The 20,080-nt window shown below is 73.9% G+C and carries 16 protein-coding genes; 10 read left to right on the forward strand and 6 right to left on the reverse strand.

Annotated elements, in window-relative coordinates; translation table 11 throughout:
- On the reverse strand, positions 1 to 889 hold an 889-nt coding region (locus NOD94_RS11995), incomplete at its 3' end, for a serine/threonine-protein kinase (RefSeq protein WP_281205828.1).
- 246 nt (positions 890 to 1,135) lie between these two features.
- Between NOD94_RS11995 and NOD94_RS12000 the strand changes: the two genes are divergently transcribed.
- Positions 1,136 to 1,405 carry a hypothetical protein gene (locus tag NOD94_RS12000; RefSeq protein WP_281205829.1) on the forward strand — a complete coding sequence of 90 codons (270 nt, stop codon included), beginning with the start codon at positions 1,136 to 1,138 and terminating at the stop codon, positions 1,403 to 1,405.
- A gap of 48 nt (positions 1,406 to 1,453) precedes the next feature.
- On the opposite strand, the gene NOD94_RS12005 is transcribed toward NOD94_RS12000, so the two are convergent.
- On the reverse strand, positions 1,454 to 2,746 hold the full coding sequence (locus NOD94_RS12005) for a CaiB/BaiF CoA-transferase family protein (protein WP_281205831.1): 1,293 nt from the start codon (positions 2,744 to 2,746) through the stop codon (positions 1,454 to 1,456).
- A 168-nt stretch (positions 2,747 to 2,914) separates the two neighbouring features.
- Positions 2,915 to 4,036, reverse strand: coding sequence for a type ISP restriction/modification enzyme (locus NOD94_RS12010; protein ID WP_281205891.1), 1,122 nt, complete (start codon positions 4,034 to 4,036; stop codon positions 2,915 to 2,917).
- 160 nt (positions 4,037 to 4,196) lie between these two features.
- On the opposite strand from NOD94_RS12010, the gene NOD94_RS12015 reads away from it, so the two are divergent.
- Complete coding sequence (locus NOD94_RS12015) at positions 4,197 to 4,361, forward strand: hypothetical protein (RefSeq protein WP_281205832.1); 165 nt, start codon at positions 4,197 to 4,199, stop codon at positions 4,359 to 4,361.
- A gap of 141 nt (positions 4,362 to 4,502) precedes the next feature.
- Here NOD94_RS12015 and NOD94_RS12020 read toward each other — a convergent pair whose 3' ends face one another.
- Positions 4,503 to 5,252: a GntR family transcriptional regulator gene (locus NOD94_RS12020; protein WP_281205833.1), complete on the reverse strand. Its 750-nt coding sequence runs from the start codon at positions 5,250 to 5,252 to the stop codon at positions 4,503 to 4,505.
- A gap of 160 nt (positions 5,253 to 5,412) precedes the next feature.
- Positions 5,413 to 6,735 (reverse strand): homogentisate 1,2-dioxygenase, encoded by a 1,323-nt coding sequence (gene hmgA, locus NOD94_RS12025; protein WP_281205834.1) that lies wholly within the window; start codon positions 6,733 to 6,735, stop codon positions 5,413 to 5,415.
- A 149-nt stretch (positions 6,736 to 6,884) separates the two neighbouring features.
- Between hmgA and NOD94_RS12030 the strand changes: the two genes are divergently transcribed.
- The 8 genes from NOD94_RS12030 to NOD94_RS12065 all read left to right on the forward strand — a co-directional run bounded on the left by NOD94_RS12030 (position 6,885) and on the right by NOD94_RS12065 (position 19,282).
- A complete protein-coding gene (locus NOD94_RS12030; RefSeq protein ID WP_281205835.1) occupies positions 6,885 to 9,014 on the forward strand; it encodes a right-handed parallel beta-helix repeat-containing protein in 2,130 nt (709 codons plus the stop codon).
- A gap of 211 nt (positions 9,015 to 9,225) precedes the next feature.
- Positions 9,226 to 10,140, forward strand: a complete 915-nt coding sequence (locus tag NOD94_RS12035; protein WP_281205836.1) for a hypothetical protein — start codon at positions 9,226 to 9,228, stop codon at positions 10,138 to 10,140.
- Complete coding sequence (locus NOD94_RS12040) at positions 10,137 to 11,681, forward strand: hypothetical protein (protein WP_281205837.1); 1,545 nt, start codon at positions 10,137 to 10,139, stop codon at positions 11,679 to 11,681. Before NOD94_RS12035 ends, NOD94_RS12040 begins: the two co-directional genes overlap by 4 nt.
- Before the next feature lie 81 nt (positions 11,682 to 11,762).
- Positions 11,763 to 12,383 (forward strand): TetR/AcrR family transcriptional regulator, encoded by a 621-nt coding sequence (locus tag NOD94_RS12045; protein ID WP_281205892.1) that lies wholly within the window; start codon positions 11,763 to 11,765, stop codon positions 12,381 to 12,383.
- A 342-nt stretch (positions 12,384 to 12,725) separates the two neighbouring features.
- Positions 12,726 to 15,107: a molybdopterin-dependent oxidoreductase gene (locus NOD94_RS12050; protein WP_281205838.1), complete on the forward strand. Its 2,382-nt coding sequence runs from the start codon at positions 12,726 to 12,728 to the stop codon at positions 15,105 to 15,107.
- A gap of 73 nt (positions 15,108 to 15,180) precedes the next feature.
- Positions 15,181 to 16,668: a citrate:proton symporter gene (locus tag NOD94_RS12055; RefSeq protein WP_281205839.1), complete on the forward strand. Its 1,488-nt coding sequence runs from the start codon at positions 15,181 to 15,183 to the stop codon at positions 16,666 to 16,668.
- A 98-nt stretch (positions 16,669 to 16,766) separates the two neighbouring features.
- Positions 16,767 to 18,179 (forward strand): aldehyde dehydrogenase family protein, encoded by a 1,413-nt coding sequence (locus NOD94_RS12060; RefSeq protein ID WP_281205840.1) that lies wholly within the window; start codon positions 16,767 to 16,769, stop codon positions 18,177 to 18,179.
- A gap of 23 nt (positions 18,180 to 18,202) precedes the next feature.
- Positions 18,203 to 19,282: a zinc-binding dehydrogenase gene (locus tag NOD94_RS12065; protein ID WP_281205841.1), complete on the forward strand. Its 1,080-nt coding sequence runs from the start codon at positions 18,203 to 18,205 to the stop codon at positions 19,280 to 19,282.
- Positions 19,283 to 19,434: 152 nt separating this feature from the next.
- On the opposite strand, the gene NOD94_RS12070 is transcribed toward NOD94_RS12065, so the two are convergent.
- Positions 19,435 to 20,079 (reverse strand): TetR/AcrR family transcriptional regulator C-terminal domain-containing protein, encoded by a 645-nt coding sequence (locus NOD94_RS12070; protein WP_281205842.1) that lies wholly within the window; start codon positions 20,077 to 20,079, stop codon positions 19,435 to 19,437.
- Position 20,080: the final 1 nt, after the last annotated feature.

Below are 20,080 nucleotides of genomic sequence, written 5' to 3' on the forward strand. Positions count from 1 at the left end.
TGCCGCCGGGCCCGGCCGACGGACCGCCGGAGTCCCGTACTGCGCCGCCCGCCCCGATGACGCGCAGCATCCGGGTGGCCTCCGCCGCGTCCAGCCGCCGGTCCGGGTCCTTCCGTAGCAGCCCCTCCAGGACGGGCTCCAGGGGTCCGGCCCGGCGGGGCGGCGGCAACTCGCCGTCCACCACGGCCTGGAGCGTCGAGAGCGGGGTGTCCTGCCGGAACGGCGAAACGCCCTCCACGGCCGCGTACAGCAGTACCCCGAGCGACCACAGGTCCGACTCCGGCCCCGGGTCGCGGCCGAGGGCGCGTTCGGGAGCCACGAACTCCGGGGAGCCCACGACCTCTCCCGTCATCGTGATCGCCGAGGAGCCCTCCAGGCTCGCGATGCCGAAGTCTCCCAGTACCACCCGCCCGTCGTTGGCGAGCAGCACGTTGGCCGGCTTGACGTCCCGGTGCAGCACCCCCGCCCCGTGCGCGGCACGCAGCGCCGCGAGGACCTGCTCGCCGAGGTGCGCCGCCCGCTGCGGGCTCATCGGCCCCTCGGCCTCCAGCACTTCCGCCAGGGACAGCCCGCGCACCAGCTCCATCACGATCCAGGGCCGGCCGTCCTCGGTCGCCACGTCGTAGACCGTGACGACCCCGCGGTGCGAGACCCGGGCCGCCGCCCAGGCCTCCCGCTCCAGGCGCCGGTACATGCGGGCCATCCCCGCCGCGTCCATCCCGGCGGGCGCGCGCACCTCCTTGACGGCGACCTCGCGGCCCAGTACCTCGTCCCGCGCCCGCCACACGATCCCCATGCCACCACGACCGAGCGGACCGAGCAGCCGGTACCTTCCGGCGACGACACGCGCGGCGTCATCGCTTTCGTTCCCACTCACGCGCACCCCCATGCGTCACCGGGCGATCACTCCAAGTTAGCGCAGGACGCGTTCCGCGGCCCCTGTTGTGACAGCACTGTCCGCAAGACTCCCCAAGTGGGCCGATTTGTGCGGAGAGTGACGGTCGACTCCGGTGAGTAATCGTCAACTACCCGTAAGGACAGGGGTAATTCACACCACCGGGATACCCGAGCGCGACGCGGGGGCGATAGGGTTAACCTGCCCGGGCCGGGTGCCCTCGTACGGGTGGGGAGAGACATGGAACAGATAGCAATGCGCAGCAGGCCGCCCCGCGTGCCTGCCATCACCTGCGGCAGCAAGGCGACAAGCTCGCGCCTCGACCGCCACCTCGCGGTATTGGGCGGCCCCGCCGTCCCGCACCACGAGGCCGCCGAGGCGACCCTGCTGATGCGTGAGCTCACGTCCCGCGACCACACGCACGTCCAGCGGAGCCGGAGCGCGCGCGTCGCGCTCTTCGCCCCGCTGCGCAGGCTGCGGCGCACGCTCTTCGGCAGCCGCCGCTCGTAACTGCCCCGCAGTGCAGCCGGCCGCTCCGGCCGCACCCGGCCCACGTCCCTACTCGCCGGCGTCTCCCCGGCCTTCGGCGATCACACCGTCCCGGCGCAGTCCCGCGATCTGCGCGCCCGTCATCCCCAGGGCGCGCAGCAGGGGCTCGTCGTGCTGGCCGAGCGCGGGCACCGCTCCCATCCGCGGTGCCGCGCCCCCCGGCAGCCCGATCGGCGGCAGCAGCGCCCGCAGCGGGCCCACCGGGGAGTCCACCTCCCGCCAGCGGTCACGCGCCGCCAACTGCGGATGCCCGGCCAGTTGCGCCACCGAGTTCAGTCGCGCGCAGGCGATCCCCGCCGCCTCCAACCGTCGGACCGCCTCGTCCGCCCCCAGCAGCGCCAGCGCTCCGGCCACCACCGCGTCGGTCCGCCCGCGACCCCGGGTGCGTGCCGCGTTCGTCGCGAACGCCGGGTCCTCGGCCAGGTCCGGCCGTTCCAGTACCTGCCGCGCCAGTCGCCGCCACTCCCGGTCGTTCTGCACCGACAGGAGCACCCGGTCCCCGTCCGCCGTCGCGTAGGCGTCGTACGGCGCGATCACGGCGTGCGCGAGGCCCGTTCGCGCGGGCTGTTCCCCGCCGTGCATCGTGTGGTGCAGCGGATGGCCCATCCATTCGGCGAGCGAGTCCAGCATCGAGACCTCGACGGGGCCGCCGCGCCCGGTGATCCCGCGGCGCACCAGCGCGGCGAGGACGCCCGAGAAGGCGTACATGGCCGCCGCGATGTCCGCGGCCGGAATCCCCGCCTTCACCGGTTCGTCGGGGGTGCCGGTCACCGACACCAGGCCCGCCTCGCACTGCACGAGCATGTCGTAGGCCCGCTTGTGGGCGTACGGGCCCCGCGGGCCGTAGCCCGAGACGTCCACGGCGATCAGCCGCGGGTAGCGGGCGCACAGCGTGGCCGCGTCGAGCCCGAGCCGGGCGGCGGCCCCCTGCGCGAGGTTCTGGACGAAGACGTCGGCCCCGTCGAGCAGCCGGTGCAGCACCTCCAGGCCGCGCGGGTCCTTCAGGTCGAGCGTCAGGGACTCCTTGCCGCGGTTCGCCCAGACGAAGTGCGAGGCCAGCCCGTGGGCGGCGGTGTCGTAGGCGCGGGCGAAGTCCCCGCCGTCGGGACGCTCGACCTTGATCACGCGAGCGCCGAGGTCGGCGAGCTGGCGGGTGGCGAACGGCGCCGAGACGGCCTGCTCGACGGCGACGACGGTGAGGCCGGCGAGGGGGAGCGGCTCGGGGAGCGGCTCCGGGTGCGCGTCGGTCCGGGGCTGGGGCAGGGGTTCGTGGCCGGGCCGGGGGTGTGAGTCGGTGTCCATGACACCGATCCCTATCCCGGGACGCCCCGACCTGTCACCAGGGAGGGGCCGGAGCCCGCGCGGTTCGCCCCCGTTCGCACCCGTACGCGTACGGAACAGCACCCGGATCGCACCCGTACGCGTGCGGGACGCAACCCGGAGCGCACCCGTACGAGTACGGGACGGGATTCAGAGCAGCGCGAACTGGCCGCCCGGGCCCTCCTCCTGGTGGTCCAGCACGGAGGCGGGCCGCCGGGCGGAGCGCGGCGGCGGCAACACCCCGCCCGCCACGAGTTCCGCGGTCGGCAACAGTGGTCCCGGGGCGAACGCGGCCCGCTCCGGGGCCAGCTCGGCGAGCAGCGCGAGGGTCGTCACCAGCGCGAGCAGCTCCGAGGTCCAGGCCTGCGGCCACCCGGCGGGGCCCAGCGCGTCCAGCCCGTCCGCGTCCGCCGCCCGGTGCGCGCACCGGGCGGCGAACCACGCCTCCAGTACGCGGACCCCCTGGGCCTCGTACTCCCACGCCGCCGCCGGCACGGGGGAGACGACGCCGTCCCCGAGGGTCAGCGTCTGCGACTCCGGGTCGTACCCGAGGCCGTCCGGCCATCCCGTGACCGCCGCCCGGACGTACGGCCGCCGTCCGCCGGGCAGCCTCGGCGGCTCCCCGCCCCGCGCCCCGCGCAACTGGACGGACAACAGCCGGTGCCCCAGCTCCAGCCCGGCCCGCCAGCGCTCCGGATCGGCCGCGAGGGGAACCTCGTACCCCCGGGGCCCCGGGCGGCCCGCGGCGAGGATCCAGCACAGTACGTCCTCCGGGGTGACCCAGCCGCCGTGGTGCTCGCCCAGCAGCGGCAGCAGGCCCGGCGCGAGATTCGGCTCGGCGCCGCCCGGCCGCCGGTGCAGCGGCCGGATCCGGCCGAGCCTGCCCGCCGGGAGGTGGGCGGTGACCAGTAGCTCCGGGGCCTCCACCGCGAACAGCTGGTAGCCGTCCCGGACCCGCCACAGCTCCGGCCGCGCCGCGTCGATGAGCCGCTGGTCGGGCAGCAGCCACTGCTCGTCGAAGGGGGCCCGGAGCACCCGTACGGGTTCGGGGAAGGGGCCGGGCGCGTCGGCGAACCGGGCCGTCGCGGAACGCCGGCCGGGCAGCGCGGCGGCGCCGGAGGTGGTCGTACGGCTCCGGGACGGGCGGAACAGCCGCTCCCGCTCGGCCCCTTCGGCACCCGTCAGGGCCGTCCAGCGGGCCCGCAACGTGGCCGGATCGGGCGCCGCGACCCAGTCCCTGCCCAGGCGCAGGCCGCCCACGGCCCAGGGCATCAGATCGTCCAGCAGCGGGTTCGGCGGCGGTGTCTCAGCGCTCACCCGGCAGATGGTAGCGACGCCCCGCGGGGCCGGGCCCCGCCCTGGCCGAAGCGTTACGCTCCTTATGGGGGTACATGTGGCATGTGTGCACATCCGTACCGACGGAGGAGCGGCCATGAGCCAGTACGACGAGTACTCGACGCCCTCGCAGGCCGAGGGTGAGCGCCTCGACGAGGACATGGACGAGACCCAGCGCAAGCAGCGCCACCCGCAGACCATGCGCACCACCCCCTCCCAGGCCGAGGGCGAGCGCACGGCGGACGACGACGACCGGAGGTGACGGCGGGCGCGGCGTGGACGGCGTGGGCAGCGGGGTTCGGGGCGCGGGTCGGGTCGGGGCTCCGGGTCGACTCGCGTGCGGGGCTCCGGGCCGACCCGCGGCCGGGGCTGCGGCCGGTCGGGGCGTGCCTCGGGCCGAGGCTCAGGGCGCGTCGACCGTGACCGTGAAGGAGAACCGGTCGCCCCGGTACCGGATGCGGGCCACGTCGGCCACCCGACCGTCCTGGTCGTAGGTCACGCCCGTGTAGTGCAGGATCGGGCTCAGCAGCGGCACACCGAGCAGCTCGGCCGTCACCGGGTCCGCCAGTCGTGCCTCGACCGTGTCCGTGATCCGGCTGATCCGCACACCGACCACGTCGCGCAGCACCTTCGTCATCGGCCACCGCGCCAGGTCGGCCAGGTCCACCCCTTCGGCGAGGTCCGGGCGCACCGCGTTCTCCGCCCAGTTCGACGGCTCGTCGCTCTCGCCGTCGTAACGGAGCCTGCGGTACGTGACCACCTCCGGCGTGTCCGGAAAGTGTTCCAGCAGCTCCCCGGACACCGGGGTGCGCTCGTGGCCGAGGATCGTCGTCCGCTCGCCCGACTGCTGCGCCACGATCGCGTCCACCGAGCCCAGCAGTCGTACCGGGGCGCCCCGCCGCGCACCCGGCTCGATGAACGTGCCGCGCCGACGGTGCCGGCTGATCAGGCCCTCGCCCTCCAGCTCCTTGAGCGCCTGGCGCATCGTCAGGACGCTCACCCCGTAGTGCTCGGCGAGCTGTTCCTCGGTCGGCAGCCGCAGCGAGGCGTCCGGGGTGCGGCCGAGTATCGAGGCGCGCAGGGACTGCGACACCTGATACCAGAGCGGCAGCTTCCGGTTCAGTACGAGCGAGTCGGGGGCGAAGGCGGTCACGGGTGGTTCTCCGTACGGCTGGCTGGACGTCATGCGGTGCGGCGGGCGCGCGGGCGGGATTGCCGGCGGGAGTGCGGGCGGGAGCGCGGGCGGTGGTGGCGGACCGGGCCCGTGCCCGGTGTCGCCCCGCCGCCCACGCTCCCGCCCACGCATGCGCATGTTAGGCGCGGAAGTGGCGTTCGAGACCCTGCCACACGTCGTCGTACGCGCGCTGGAGGTGGTCCGCGTCGGCCGCCTGCGGGGTGGCGGTGATCGGCCAGCGGGTCTCGAACATGAAGGCGAGGCCGTCGTCGATCTTCTGCGGCTTCAGTTCGGCGGCGCTCGCCTTGTCGAAGGTCTCCCGGTCCGGGCCGTGCGCCGACATCATGTTGTGCAGCGAGCCGCCGCCGGGGACGAAGCCCTCGGCCTTCGCGTCGTACGCGCCCTCGATCAGGCCCATGTACTCGCTCATCACGTTCCGGTGGAAGTACGGGGGACGGAACGTGTCCTCGCCGACCAGCCAGCGCGGCGCGAACACCACGAAGTCCACGCCCGCGAGCCCGGGGGTGTCGGAGGGCGAGGTCAGCACGGTGAAGATCGACGGGTCCGGGTGGTCGTAGCTGATCGACCCGATGACGTTGAAGCGCCGCAGGTCGTACACGTACGGGACGTGCGTGCCGTGCCAGGCGACCACGTCGAGCGGGGAGTGGTCGTACGTCGCCGACCAGAGGTTGCCGCAGAACTTGTTGACCACCTGGGTCGGGCGCTCGCTGTCCTCGTACGCCGCCACCGGGGCCCGGAAGTCGCGGGCGGCGGCGAGGCCGTTGGCGCCGATCGGGCCAAGGTCGGGCAGCTCGAAGGGGCGGCCGTAGTTCTCGCACACGTACCCACGGGCGGGCGCGCCCTCGGAGTCCAGCGGCTCGACGCGGAACCGGACCCCGCGCGGGATCAGGGCCACCTCGCCGGGGCCGGCGCTCAGCAGGCCGAACTCGGTGCGCAGCAGCAGGCCGCCGCGCTCGGGGACGATCAGCAGCTCACCGTCCGAGCTGCTGAACACCCGGTCCGTCATCGGGGCGTTGGTGGCGTAGAGGTGGATGGCCATGCCGCTGCGCTGTGCGGCGTCGCCGTTGCCGCCCAGGGTCCACAGACCGGCCAGGAAGTCGGTGCCGGCCGCCGGGTCGGGCAGCGGGTTCCAGCGCAGCCGGTTGGGGTCGGGGACCGCCTCGGTGAAGGGCGCCGTGCGCAGCGCGCCGTTGTCGACGCGGACGAAGGCCGGGTGCGCGGCCGACGGGCGGATCCGGTAGAGCCACGAGCGACGGTTGTCGGCGCGCGGCTCGGTGAAGGCGCTGCCGCTGAGCTGCTCGGCGTAGAGGCCGAGGGGGGCGCGCTGGGGCGAGTTCCGGCCGTGCGGGAGAGCGCCGGGCACGGCCTCCGAGCTGTGCTCGTTTCCGAAGCCGGTGAGGTATTCCAGCGCCTCCGCCGTCTTCCTGGCCTGCTCACTCATCTGCTGCTCCCGCTCCGTCGAAGGAATCCTATGCCTGACAGTAGGATTCCACGGCTCCGCCGTCAACGCCCCCTCGACCGAACAGGGGGTCGTACGGATTCCCGCAGAGGGGGATCCGAAAAGATGAACATTGCTCTACTCTCTCGCGCATGTCGTGGACCCGCAGGTTCCCTGCCGTGCCGGCGGCGCTCCTCGCCGCCCTCCTCGCCTTCCTGTCCCTCCTCGTCGCCGCGCCCACCGCCGGCGCGCACGAGGAGCGCCCCGTCACCTTCCCCGACGGCACCGGATCCGTCCCGCAGTACCGTTCCGCCGAGCCCGATCTGCTGGTCTGCAAGACCGACCGCGCCGCCTTCGAACGCCGCACGGCCGGCTTTCCGGACGCCCTGCGGCAACGCAACCTGGCCCTGTACGAGCGGTGCGAGAAGAGCGGCTACCGCCACCTCCAGGAGGCCGTCGACGCCGTCGACCGCCCCGGCATGAACATCGCGATCCTCCCCGGCCTCTACGAGGAGGAGCCCTCGCTCCCGAAGCCGACGGGGGAGTGCGCCGCCCTCAAGGCCCCCAACTCCTCCTTCGGCTACCAGATCCTGTCCTACGAGCAGCAGGCCCAGTGCCGCCACAACCAGAACCTCGTCGCCATCCTCGGCAAGACCGATCTGCAGATCGAGGGCACCGGAGCCTCCCGCACCGACGTCGTCATCGACGCCAAGTACCAGAAGCTGAACGGCCTGCGCGCCGACCGGTCCAACGGCATCTACTTCCGAAACTTCACCGCGCAGCGCACCACCTTCAACTCGCTGTACGTCCTCGCGGGCGACGGCTTCGTCATCGACGACGTCCTGACCCGCTGGAACGACGAGTACGGCTTCCTGACCTTCGCCAGCGACCACGGCCTCTACAAGAACTGCGAGTCGTACGGCAACGGCGACTCCGGCATCTACCCCGGCAGCGCCTCCAACATCAACGAGGGCCGCGGCTACGACGTCCCCCGCTACTCCATAGAGATCACCGGCTGCCGGAGCCACCACAACATGGTCGGCTACTCCGGCACCGCGGGCGACTCCGTGTGGGTCCACGACAACGAGTTCGACCAGAACATGGGCGGCGCCTCGATGGACAGCGCCTTCCCCGGGCACCCCGGCCTCCCACAGAACCACGCCCGGTTCGAACGGAACCTGATCCACGACAACAACCAGGACTACTACCGCCACGTCGCCGACGGCACCTGCGCCAAACCGCCCGCCGAACGCGGCTACGAGCAGGGCGTGGTCTGCCCGCAGATCTCCATGCCGCCCGGCACCGGCATCATCACCGCCGGCGGCAACTGGAACCTCTACGAGGACAACTGGGTGTACGGGCACAAACGCGCGGGCTTCTTCCTCAGCGCCGTCCCCGCCTTCATCCGCGGCGAGGAGGAGTGGTCCAAGCAGACCGACACCTCCCACCACAACCGGTACGCCGGCAACGTCCTCGGCAAGGACAGGTCCGGCGCCTCCCGCCCCAACGGCACGGACGTGTGGTGGGACGGACAGGGCAGGGGCAACTGCTGGCAGGACGGACCCGACGGCTCCACCCCGGGCACCCTGCCCCGGTGCGGAGACGCCCGCGGCGACGTCAGCGGAGCCTCGGCCCGGCTGGTCGGCGAACCGGTGAAGCTCGCCCAACTGCTGGTCTGCGCCGACTACAACGTCCAGGCGCGCAAGCTCCCGGCGGGCTGCGACTGGTACGGGGCCCGCGGCCTGGAGCGCGTCGAGACCCAGCTCGCGCTGGGAGTGGCCGCCGTCCTGCTGCTGGTCGGCGGGGTGCTGTGGCGGCGCCGGCTGGCCGGCTCACGGCTGGGCGCGGCAGCCTCCCTGCTGGGCTTCGCCGGGCTCGCCCTGGACGTCGCCGGATCCACGATGCCCCTCGTGGACACCTTCGTCCCCGCGCTCGCCCTGCTGCTGCTGGGCCTGTGGTGGACGGGCGCCGGACTGGTCCTGCGCGCGGGGCGCCCCTGGCTGGCACGCCTCACCCTGCTCCTGGGCGCCCTGACCCTGCTCGACGCCTTCGACAAGGCCGTCCTGATGATCCCCTGGACCCCGCTGAGCCCCGCCTGGGTACGGGCCCTGGTCGCGGTGGTGTGGGTGCTGTGGGCCGCCGTCGCCTCGGCCCGCCCGGGCCCGCCCACACCGGCCCGCCCCGCGGGCCCGGGCGACGGCCCGGAAGGCGACCGAACCCCGACCCCGACAACCCCGCCCCCACCCCTCACCACGACCGCCGCCCCCGCCCCCACCCCATGACCGCCCGACGGCCACGACCGGCAGCCCCGACACGAAGGACGAGCCGGACACTGACGAGCCGGGCCCCGCGGGGGCGCGGTCCGCGGGGTCCGGGCCCGAGGGGCCGGGGTCCGTGGGGCCGGGGTTCGAGGGGCGGGGGTCCCTTCCGCCCCGCGCGCCGGGCGGATGGGGAGAAGACCGGCACGACCCGAACCAGGACCGGAGGTCCGCAGTGAGCGTCCGCCCCGAAACCCGCGTCCGGTGCGACGCGTGCGGGATACCCGCCCGCGCCGCCAGGCCGTCCCGCCGGACCACCCGCGTCGCCGCGCTGGTCGCCGTCCTCCTCCTGCTCGCGGGCGGCGCGCTGGCGGGGTGCGGGGGCCGGGCCACGACCCACCACAAGCCCGGCACCACCCACGAGGAGGCGTCCGGCGGAGTCGGGACCCTCCTGGAGGCCCAGGACGGTACGGGCCACCGCCTGCGCGAGGTCCCCGCCCAGGGCGCGCCGGAGGTCGGGCTCTCCGCACGCCCCGACTCCGAGGACGGCTGGAACCTCCAACTGGCCGTGAAGAACTTCCGCTTCACCCCCGACAGCACCGGCGGCGGCGCCCTCCCGGGCGCCGGTCACGCCCACCTCGAACTCGACGGCCGCAAGCTGGCCCGGGTGTACGGCCCCTGGTTCCACCTGCCCGCGGCGCAGGTGCCGCAGGGCCCGCACACCCTGACCGTCCGCCTGTACGCCGACGACCACACCGCCTGGGCCGTCGCCGGCAAGGCGATCCAGGCGGCCGCCCCCCTGACCGCGGCCCCCGGGGGCAGTGCCGAGCACAGTCACCCGGCGGCCACCCCCAGCGACGCCGCCACACCCCCCGGGGCCTCGCCGCCCGACCGGACCGTCACCCTCGCCGTCCGGGACGGCAAGGCGCACCCCGCCCCCGACCGCACCGAGCTCAAGCGCGGCGAGCGCGTTGCCCTGCGCGTCACCAGCGACCGCGCCGACACCCTCCACGTCCACGGCTACGACAAGGAACTCGCCCTGCCCGCGGGCCAGGAGGCGACCCTGGTCCTGACGGTCGACCGCACGGGCCTCTTCGAGGTCGAGACCCACACCTCCGGCCTGCTCCTGACCCAGCTCCTCGTCCGATGAACCCCGGCACCACCGGCATGGGCACAGGCACCACCGGCGCCGCGACAACGCCCGGCCGGGTCACGTCCAGCACCACCTGGCCGGGCGGCGGCCCGGGTACGTGGCTCGACTCCTGGGTCCCGATGGGCGGCTCCACGGGGACGCCCATCGGGACGCCCACGCAGACCCCCACCGGCATCGGTACCGGCCCCGGCGCGAGCCCGGTCGGCTGGTCCGGCCAGGGCGTGGTCCCTCACCCGGCCGACCCGTCGAACCTGCTGGCGCACGGGATCGGATCCCAGCACGACCTGCCCATCTCCCCCTTCTACGCGTTCGCCGGGGCCTTCACCGCCCTGTTCGTCTCCTTCCTGGCACTCGGCCTGCTCTGGTCCGTGTCCCGCTTCCGCGGCGACCGCTCCGGTCTCGCCGTGCCCGCCGGGTTCCAGCGGGTGGCCGACGCGCCGGCCACCCGCCTCACCCTGCGCGGACTCGGCCTCGCCGCAGCCCTCGCCGTACTCCTCCACCTCCTCCTCGGTCCCGACGACCCCGCCCGCAACCCCGCGCCGGGGGCCGTCTACGTCCTGTTCTGGGTCGGTCTCGTGCCCGCCTCCCTCCTGCTCGGCCCCGTCTGGCGCCTGGCCAACCCGCTGCGCACCCTCCACCGCCTCCTCACCCGGATCCGGACCCCGCTCCGGGGCCGCCCGCCCGGCCCCGGGCGCCCCCTGCCCGCCGGGTTGGGCCAATGGCCCGCCGCCGCAGGCCTGTTCGGCTTCACCTGGCTGGAGCTGGTCGCCCCCGATCCCGCGTCCACCACCACCCTCCTGATCGCACTCACCGCCTACGCCACCGTCCACCTGCTGTTCGCCGCCCGCTACGGCGAGCACTGGTTCACCGAAGCGGACGCCTTCGAGGCCTACTCCGGCCTCCTGGCCCGGCTTGCCGTCCTCGGCCGCCGGGCCGACGGCCGCCTGGTCCTCCGCAACCCCTTCCACGGACTCGACGCGACGCCCGAGCGGCCCGGACTCGTCGCCACCGTCTGCGTCCTCCTCGGTTCCACCGCCTACGACGGCTACAGCGACAACCCCTCCTGGATCAACGCCGTTCAGACCTCCCCCCTCGGCCGCACCCCCACGGCCACCCTCGGACTGCTCGCTTCCGTCGCTCTCGTCGCCACCCTCTACTGCCTGTGCGCGGCGATCACCCGCCTCGTCGCCGGCCCTCACCCCGGCCCGCTGACCGCCTTCGCGCACTCACTCGTGCCGATCGCCCTCGGCTATCTCATCGCCCACTACTTCTCCCTCCTCGTCACCGAAGGGCCACGCACAGTGAGCATCGCACTCGGCACTGACAACGGCTCCGATCCCGGTCCCCCCTTGGATCCTGGCGGGCTCGCCGCCCTTCAGGTCATCGCCGTCATCACCGGGCACGTACTCGGAGTGATCGCCGCGCACGACCGCTCCGTACGGCTCTTCCCACCCGCCAAGGCCGTCGCGGGTCAACTCCCGCTGCTCGCGCTGATGATCGCGTACACCATCGGCGGGCTCGCCCTGCTGCTCAACTGAGGGCGCGGGGGAGAGGGGGCGTCGCATGCGATCCGTGAAGGCCGGACCGGAACGCTGGACCGAGGAGCCCGGAGCGGCATGATGGACCCCGTGCCTCCCGCCCACCCCCTGCGCCGGACCCCCGTCCAGCAACGCAGCGCCGACCGCCTCGTACGGATCCTCGACGCCTGCGCCGAGCTGCTCGACGAGACGGGCTACGAGAACCTCAGCACCCGGGCCGTTGCCCTTCGCGCCGGGGTGCCCATCGGCTCGGTCTACCGCTTCTTCGGCAACAAGCGGGCCATGGCCGTCGCCCTGGCCCACCGCAACCTCGACCGCTACGCCGACGGCATCCAGCGGCGCCTCGCCGACCTGCCGGCCAGCCCCTGGCAGCCGGCGGTCGACGCGGTGCTCGACGAGTACCTGGCCATGAAGCGCAGCGTGCCCGGATTCGCCCTGGTCGACTTCGGCGTGCCCGCTCCGCCCGCCGACGGCCCGGCCTCCGACCCCAACCACCAGGTCGCCGCCCGGCTCACCGAACTGCTCTGCGCACACCTCGGACTGACCCCCGACGCCGACCTCCGCAGGGCGGTCCTGGTCGCCGTCGAGGCGACCGACGCGCTGATCCAACTCGCCTTCCGGACGGACCCGGCCGGAGACCCCGGCATCATCTCCGAGACCCGGGCGATGATGCGGGCCTACCTCGCGCGCGTCCTCGACTGATCGGGCCAGGCCAGGCCAGGCCCAGCCAGGCTCGGCTCGGCCCGGGCGATACCCGGTCGAGGCGCTCCCCGAGTGAGGCCCCCGCCGCCGCGCCGGTGCTCCTGCCCCAGGCCCGCGGACCTCGGCCCTCCGGGTCGCCGCTCCCGTCGAGCCGTCGCCCTCGGCGCCCCACCCCGGCCCCCGCCCCTCCTCCGCCACGCCCCTCCCGCTCCCAACCCGTCGCCGCAGACCCCTCCCGCCCGTCCCTACCGGTCGGTATGCTCGGGGCGCCCGCAGCCCGGCCGCCCCGCGCCCGGGTCCGGACCGTGTCCGCGCCGCAGCCTGCCGCCCCCAGGAGCGTCCATGCCCCGCACCGCCCCGCGCATCTGCCCGCTCTGCGAAGCCACCTGCGGCCTCACCCTCACCATCGAGGGCACCGACGTGACCGGGGCCCGCGGCGACCGCGACGACGTCTTCAGCCGCGGGTTCATCTGCCCCAAGGGCGCCGCCTTCGGCTCCCTCGACGCCGACCCCGACCGGCTGCGCGCCCCCCTCGTCCGCCGCGACGGGCACCTGCGGGAGGCCACCTGGGAGGAGGCCTACGACGCCATCGCCGCCGCGGTGCCCGCACTCGTCGCGGAGCACGGAGCCCAGGCCGTCGGCGTCGTCCTCGGGAACCCCAACGTCCACACCATGGCCGGAGCCCTCTACCCGCCGCTCCTCGTCAACGCGCTCGGCACCCGGAACCTGTTCACCGCCAGCACCCTCGACCAGATGCCCAAGCACGTGTCCAGCGGGCTCCTGTTCGGAGACCCCTTCGCCATCCCGGTCCCCGACCTGGACCGCACGGACTTCCTCCTGGTCCTCGGCGCCAATCCGGTCGAATCCAACGGATCGCTCTGCACCGCCCCCGACTTCCCCGGCCGCCTGAAGGCGCTACGGGCCCGCGGTGGCACGCTCGTGGTCGTCGACCCGCGCCGTACGCGCACCGCCCGGCTGGCGGACCGTCACCTCGCCCCGCGCCCCGGCAGCGACGCCCTGTTGCTGGCCGCCCTCGCCCACACCCTGATGACGGAGAAACTCGCGGCGCCCGGCCCGCTCGCCGAGCACATCGAAGGACTCCGGGAACTCGCGGACGCCCTCGCTAGTTTCACCCCCGAGGCCGTCGCCCCCGCCTGCGACCTCCCGGCCACCGAGATCCGCGCCCTCGCCCGCGACCTCGCGGCCGCGCCGACCGCCGCCGTCTACGGGCGGATCGGCAGCTGCACCGTCGAGTACGGCACCCTCGCCAGTTGGCTGGTCGACGTGCTGAACATCCTCACCGGCAACCTCGACCGCCCGGGCGGAGCCCTCTTCCCGCTCGCCGCGGCCGGCCCGCGACCCCGCCCCGCCGGGCCGGGCCGGGGATTCGCCCTCGGCCGCTGGCACAGCCGGGTCAGCGGTCACCCCGAGGTGAAGAGCGAGCTGCCCAGCGCGGCACTGGCAGAGGAGATCGAGACACCCGGTGAAGGGCGGATCCGCGCCCTGATCTGCATCGCGGCCAACCCGGTGCTGTCCGCCCCGGACGGCCGCCGGCTCGATGCCGCCCTCGCCGGACTCGACTTCATGGTCAGCGTCGACCCCTACCTCAACGAGACCTCGCGCCACGCCCACGTCGTCCTGCCCCCGCCGCCGCCCTCCCGGAGCGCGCACCACGACTTCGCGTTCAACGGCTTCGCCGTCCACAACCAGGTCCGCTACACGCGCCCGGCCGTCCCCCTCGAAGCGGACCGGCTCGACGAGTGCGAGATCCACGCCCGCCTCGTCCTCGCCGTCTCGGGCATGCACGGCGCCGCCGAGCCCTCAGCGGTGGACGAGCTCGCCATCCGGGCCACCCTCTCCAAGGAGACCTCCGACCGGCACTCCCCGCTGCACGGAGCCGACCCCGAACACCTCGCAGGGCTCCTCACCGGCGAGAACGGACCCGAGCGACGACTCGACCTGATGCTCCGACTCGGCCCGTACGGGGACCGCTTCGGGGCGGCCGGGCACGACACCGCCGGCGCGGGTGACGACCCGGGCGCGGGCAGAAGCCGGGGCGGTGCCGGAACGGCCGGCAGCGGAACGGCCGGGGACGCAACGACCGGCGCCCCGGCCGGCCTCGGGGCGCCGGACGGTGACGCCGGCGGGACGACGCACGAGGCAGGGCTCAACCTCGAACGGCTTCTCGCCCACCCGCACGGCATTGACCTGGGCCCGCTGCGGCCACGCCTTCCGGGCGTGCTCAGGACCCGCAGCGGCAGGATCGAGCTGCTGCCGGACCCGATCGCGGCCGAGCTGCCCAGGCTCCGCGCCGCGCTCGCCGAACGCCCCGCCGCCCTGGTGCTCGTGGGCCGCCGCCATCTGCGGTCCAACAACAGCTGGTTGCACAACGTCCCGGCCCTCACCGGAGGTTCCAACCGCTGCACCCTCCAGGTCCACCCGGAGGACGCGGCGCGCCACGGCCTCACCGACGGCGGTCGCGCCAGGATCAGCGCGGACGGCGGCAGCCTGGACGTGCCGGTCGAGGTCACCGACACCGTCCGTGCGGGCGTCGTCAGCCTCCCGCACGGCTGGGGCCACGACCGGCCCGGCACCCGGCTCGCGGTGGCCGCCGCCGATCCCGGTGCCAACGTGAACCAGCTGCTCGACGGCACCCGGCTGGACCCCCTGTCCGGCACGGCAGTGCTCAACGCCTTCCCCGTCCAGCTGGCACCCCTGCCCTGAGCTGGGGTTTTGCTCGTATTGCTCACGCGCGGACATCTTGTTGGGCGCAGCGGGGGGCACCTACGTTCCCAGCATGCTGACCTTCCTCGGCTTCGCCATGATCGCGACCTTCCTGGTCCTGATCATGCTGAAGAAAATGTCGCCCATCGCGGCGCTCGTGCTCATCCCCGCGCTCTTCTGCGTGTTCGCCGGAAAGGGCGCGCACCTCGGGGACTACGTCATCGACGGGGTCGGCAAACTCGCGCCGACCGCCGCGATGCTGATGTTCGCCATCGTCTACTTCGGCCTGATGATCGACGTCGGCCTCTTCGACCCGATCGTGCGAGGCATCCTGCGCTTCTGCAAGGCCGACCCGATGCGGGTGGTGGTGGGCACGGCCGTGCTCGCCGCCATCGTCTCGCTCGACGGGGACGGCTCGACCACCTTCATGATCACGGTCTCGGCCATGTATCCGCTGTACAAGCGGCTCGGCCTGAGCCTGGTGGTCATGACCGGTGTCGCCGCCACCGCCAACGGCGTCATGAACACCCTTCCCTGGGGCGGCCCCACGGCCCGCGCCGCCACGGCCCTCAAGCTCGACGCCGGCGACATCTTCGTCCCGATGATCCCCGCACTCGCCGTCGGCCTGCTCTTCGTCTTCGCCCTGGCCTACGTCCTGGGCATCAAGGAGCGCCGCCGGGTCGGGTCCCTGGTGATGCCCGGCGGGGAGGGTGAGGAGAGCGCTGATGAGGCCGGTACGGAGGTACTGGTTCCGGCCGGCGTCCGTACCGGCGGCGCCGCCGACGCCTCCGACGCCCGCACCGTCCCCCCGGCCTCCGGCGGCGTACACGGATCCGACGGAGCCGAGGCCGACCGGACCGCGAGTACCGGTCAGCCGACAGGCTCCGCCCCGACCGACGTCCCGCCGGACGCGGACGGCTTCCAGGGACTCGACCCCCACCGCCCGACGCTGCGCCCCCGCCTGTACTGGTTCAACGCGGGACTGACGGTCGCCCTGCTGACAGCCATGATCATGGAGCTGCTGCCGATCCCGGTGCTCTTCCTGCTCGGCGCCGCCCTCGCGCTCACCGTGAACTTCCCGCACATGCCCGACCAGAAGGCCCGGATCGCCGCGCATGCCGAGAACGTGCTGAACGTGGCGGGCATGGTCTTCGCCGCCGCCGTCTTCACCGGGGTCCTCACCGGTACGGGCATGGTCAAGGACATGGCCGACTGGTTGGTCGGTGCCATCCCCGAGGGCATGGGGCCGCACATGGCCCTGGTCACCGGACTGCTCAGCCTGCCCCTCACCTACTTCATGTCGAACGACGGCTTCTACTTCGGCGTCCTGCCGGTGCTCGCCGAGGCGGGCGCCGCCCACGGGGTGTCCCCGCTGGAGATCGCCCGCGCCTCCCTGGTCGGCCAGGCCCTCCACATGTCCAGCCCGCTGGTTCCGGCCGTCTACGTGCTCGTCGGCATGGCCAAGGTCGAGTTCGGTGACCACACCCGCTTCACCGTGAAATGGGCGGCCCTCACCTCCCTCGTGGTTCTCGCGGCGGGGATGCTTTTCGGCATCATCTGATCCCGGCCACCCCTGGCGCCCGGAAAACTACCGACGCTAGTTTGTAGGGTGTTGGTGACGTCAGGTCTACGCGCTCGTGCGTGCTCGGGAGGAATGACATGAAGGCCCACGACGGGATGTACATCGGCGGGGCGTGGGTGCCCGCAGTCGGCGCCGGCCGGATCGAGGTCGTCAACCCGGCGGACGAGCAGGTCATCGCCGAGGTCCCGGCCGGCAGCGCCGAGGACGTGGACGCGGCCGTACGGGCCGCCCGCGCGGCCTTCCCCGGCTGGGCGGCCACCGCCCCGGCCGACCGGGCGGCCCTGATCGGCGCCCTGCGTGACGTCCTGGCCGCCCGGAAGGGCGAGATGGCCGAGACGGTCACCGCCGAGCTCGGTTCCCCGCTCGGCTTCGCGGAAGCGGTGCACGTCGGGTCGCCGATCGCGGTGGCCGGCTCGTACGCCGAGCTGGGGGCCTCGTACGGCTTCGAGGAGCGGATCGGGAACTCCACCGTGCTGCTGGAGCCGGTCGGTGTGGTCGGGGCGATCACGCCCTGGAACTACCCGCTGCACCAGATCGTTGCCAAGGTGGCACCCGCACTCGCCGCCGGCTGCACCGTCGTCCTCAAGCCCGCCGAGGACACCCCGCTGACCGCACAGCTCTTCGCCGAAGCCGTGCACGAGGCGGGCATCCCGGCCGGGGTCTTCAACCTGGTGACCGGAACCGGTCCGGTCGCCGGGCAGGCCCTGGCCGAACACGAAGGGGTCGACCTCGTCTCCTTCACCGGCTCGACCGCCGTCGGGAAGAAGATCGGCGCCATAGCCGGCGCCGCCATCAAGCGCGTCGCCCTCGAACTGGGCGGCAAATCGGCCAATGTCATCCTGCCCGGGGCGGACCTCGCCAAGGCCGTCTCGGTGGGCGTCGGCCACGTCATGAACAACTCCGGTCAGAGCTGCAACGCCCTCACGCGCATGCTCGTCCACCGGGACCAGCACGAGGAGGCCGTCACCCTCGCGGCCGCCGCCGTCGCCAAGTACCCGTCCGGGGACCCCCGCGACCCGGGCACCCGACTCGGCCCGGTCGTCAACGCCACCCAGCGCGACCGCGTCCGCGCGTACATCGCAAAGGGCGTCGAGGAAGGCGCGCGCCTCGTCGCGGGCGGCCTCGACAGCCCCCATGCGCAGGGGTACTTCGTCGCCCCGACGGTCTTCGCGGACGTCACCCCCGGGATGACCATCGCCCAGGAGGAGATCTTCGGCCCCGTCCTGGCGATCCTCCCCTACGAGGACGAGGACGATGCCCTGCGCATCGCCAACGGCACCGTCTACGGCCTGGGCGGCGCGGTGTGGGCCGCCGACGAGGAGACGGCCGTGGCGTTCGCCCGCCGCATGGACACCGGACAGGTGGACATCAACGGGGGCCGCTTCAACGTGCGCGCGCCCTTCGGCGGGTACAAGCAGTCGGGTGTCGGCCGCGAACTGGGCCCGCACGGCCTGGGGGAGTACCTCCAGACCAAGTCCCTGCAGTTCTGACCGCCCGAGACGGAGAAAAGATCATGGTCCGCGCCGCCGTCCTGCCCGCCGTCGGAGCCCCGCTGGAGATACGGGAGATCGTGCTGCCCGAGCCCGGCCCCGGCCAGGTCCGGGTGCGGCTCGCCGCAGCCGGCGTCTGCCACTCCGACCTCTCCCTCACCAACGGCACCATGCGGGTGCCCGTTCCGGCCGTGCTCGGGCACGAGGGCGCGGGGACGGTCCTCGCCGTCGGCGAGGGCGTCACCCACGTCGCCCCGGGGGACGGGGTGGTCCTCAACTGGGCGCCGTCCTGCGGGGAGTGCCACCACTGCCGGATCGGCGAGGTCTGGCTCTGCGCCAAGGCGCTGACGGGCGTCGGGGCCGTTCACGCCCATGACGCCGAGGGGACCGAGCTGCACCCCGGGCTCAACGTCGCCGCCTTCGCCGAGGAGACCGTCGTCGCGGCGAACTGCGTGCTGCCCGCGCCCGCCGGGATCCCGCTCACCGAGGCCGCCCTCCTCGGCTGCGCCGTCCTCACCGGCTACGGCGCCGTCCACCACAGCGCGCAGGTCTTCCCGGGCGAATCGGTGGTCGTGTTCGGGGTCGGCGGGGTCGGCCTGGCCGCGCTCCAGGCGGCCCGGATCGGTCAGGCGGGCCCCATCGTCGCCGTGGACGTCTCCCCGGCCAAGGAGGAGCTCGCCCGGGCCGCCGGAGCCACCGAGTTCGTGCTCGCCTCGGACACCACGGCCAAGGAGGTCCGCGCGGTCACAGGCGGGCGGGGCGCGGACGTCGCCATCGAGTGCGTGGGCCGCGCGGAGTCCATCCGCGCCGCCTGGGATTCGACGCGGCGGGGCGGCCGGACGACGGTCGTCGGCATCGGCGGCAAGGAGCAGCAGGTCACCTTCCACGCGCTGGAGATCTTCCACTTCGCGCGCACGCTCAGCGGCTGCGTCTACGGCAACAGCGACCCCGCCCGCGACCTCCCGGTGATCGCCGACCACGTCCGTGCGGGCCGCCTCGACCTCGGGAGCCTCGTCACCGACCGCATCACCCTCGACGGCATCCCGGCCGCGTTCGACGCGATGCTCGCGGGCAAGGGAGGCCGCTCGCTGGTCGTCTTCTGACCCGTGCCGGGGCCCGTGCCGGGGCCCGTGCCGGGGCCCGTGCCGGGGCCCGTGCCGGGGCCCGTACCGGGGCCCGTACCGGGGCCCATATCGGGTCGGGCCCCTACCCCTGCCCGCGCCGCGACCTCCGCCCCACCGGGACCGGGCGGAGGTCAGGCGGGGTCGGGCGGGAGGGCTTCGAACTGGAGGGCCAGGCCGTCGAGGAGTGCGGCCAGGCCCGTCTCGAAGGCGCCGTCGTCGACTTCGCGGTGCCGCTCCGCCAATAGGTGCGCCTGGCCCAGGTGGGGGTAGTCCGCCGGGTCGTAGGCCGTCTCGTCGTCGACGAAACCGCCGGCGAAGGAGGCCACCGCCGAGCCCAGGATGAAGTACCGCATCAGCGCGCCGATCCGGGTCGCGTGAGCCGGGGGCCACCCGGCCTCCGTCATCGCGCCGAACACCGAGTCCGCCAGCCGCAGCCCCGCCGGGCGTCGACCCGGCCCCCGGGCCAGGACCGGCACGATGTTCGGATGGTCCGACAGGGCGTCGCGGTACGAGTGGGCCCAGGCGCGCAGCGCCCGCCGCCAGTCCCGGCAGTCCTCGAACATCGACAGGTCGACCCGCGCGCTCACCGCGTCCGCGACCGCCTCCAGGATCTCGTCCTTCGTGCGGAAGTGGTTGTACAGGGACGGCCCGCTGACCCCGAGGGCGGCGGCGAGCCGGCGTGTCGACAAGGCCTCCAGGCCCTCCGCGTCCACCAGCGCACCCGCCGCCTCGACGATGCGGTCCCGGCTGAGGAGGGGCTTGCGCGGTCTGGCCATG

The organism is Streptomyces sp. Isolate_45 (assembly GCF_024721315.2).
Taxonomy (GTDB): domain Bacteria; phylum Actinomycetota; class Actinomycetes; order Streptomycetales; family Streptomycetaceae; genus Streptomyces.

What these genes read in the sequence shown, in the direction of transcription:
- NOD94_RS12040 (WP_281205837.1), top strand. Translation starts at nt 10,137, where the DNA reads ATGAACCCCGGCACCACCGGCATGGGCACAGGCACCACCGGCGCCGCG.
- NOD94_RS12030 (WP_281205835.1), top strand. Translation starts at nt 6,885, where the DNA reads ATGTCGTGGACCCGCAGGTTCCCTGCCGTGCCGGCGGCGCTCCTCGCC.
- NOD94_RS12050 (WP_281205838.1), top strand. Translation starts at nt 12,726, where the DNA reads ATGCCCCGCACCGCCCCGCGCATCTGCCCGCTCTGCGAAGCCACCTGC.
- NOD94_RS12000 (WP_281205829.1), top strand. Translation starts at nt 1,136, where the DNA reads ATGGAACAGATAGCAATGCGCAGCAGGCCGCCCCGCGTGCCTGCCATC.
- NOD94_RS12055 (WP_281205839.1), top strand. Translation starts at nt 15,181, where the DNA reads ATGCTGACCTTCCTCGGCTTCGCCATGATCGCGACCTTCCTGGTCCTG.
- NOD94_RS12010 (WP_281205891.1), bottom strand. Translation starts at nt 4,036, where the DNA reads ATGCCCTGGGCCGTGGGCGGCCTGCGCCTGGGCAGGGACTGGGTCGCG.
- hmgA (WP_281205834.1), bottom strand. Translation starts at nt 6,735, where the DNA reads ATGAGTGAGCAGGCCAGGAAGACGGCGGAGGCGCTGGAATACCTCACC.
- NOD94_RS12005 (WP_281205831.1), bottom strand. Translation starts at nt 2,746, where the DNA reads ATGGACACCGACTCACACCCCCGGCCCGGCCACGAACCCCTGCCCCAG.
- NOD94_RS12015 (WP_281205832.1), top strand. Translation starts at nt 4,197, where the DNA reads ATGAGCCAGTACGACGAGTACTCGACGCCCTCGCAGGCCGAGGGTGAG.
- NOD94_RS12065 (WP_281205841.1), top strand. Translation starts at nt 18,203, where the DNA reads ATGGTCCGCGCCGCCGTCCTGCCCGCCGTCGGAGCCCCGCTGGAGATA.
- NOD94_RS12060 (WP_281205840.1), top strand. Translation starts at nt 16,767, where the DNA reads ATGAAGGCCCACGACGGGATGTACATCGGCGGGGCGTGGGTGCCCGCA.
- NOD94_RS12070 (WP_281205842.1), bottom strand. Translation starts at nt 20,079, where the DNA reads ATGGCCAGACCGCGCAAGCCCCTCCTCAGCCGGGACCGCATCGTCGAG.
- NOD94_RS12045 (WP_281205892.1), top strand. Translation starts at nt 11,763, where the DNA reads ATGGACCCCGTGCCTCCCGCCCACCCCCTGCGCCGGACCCCCGTCCAG.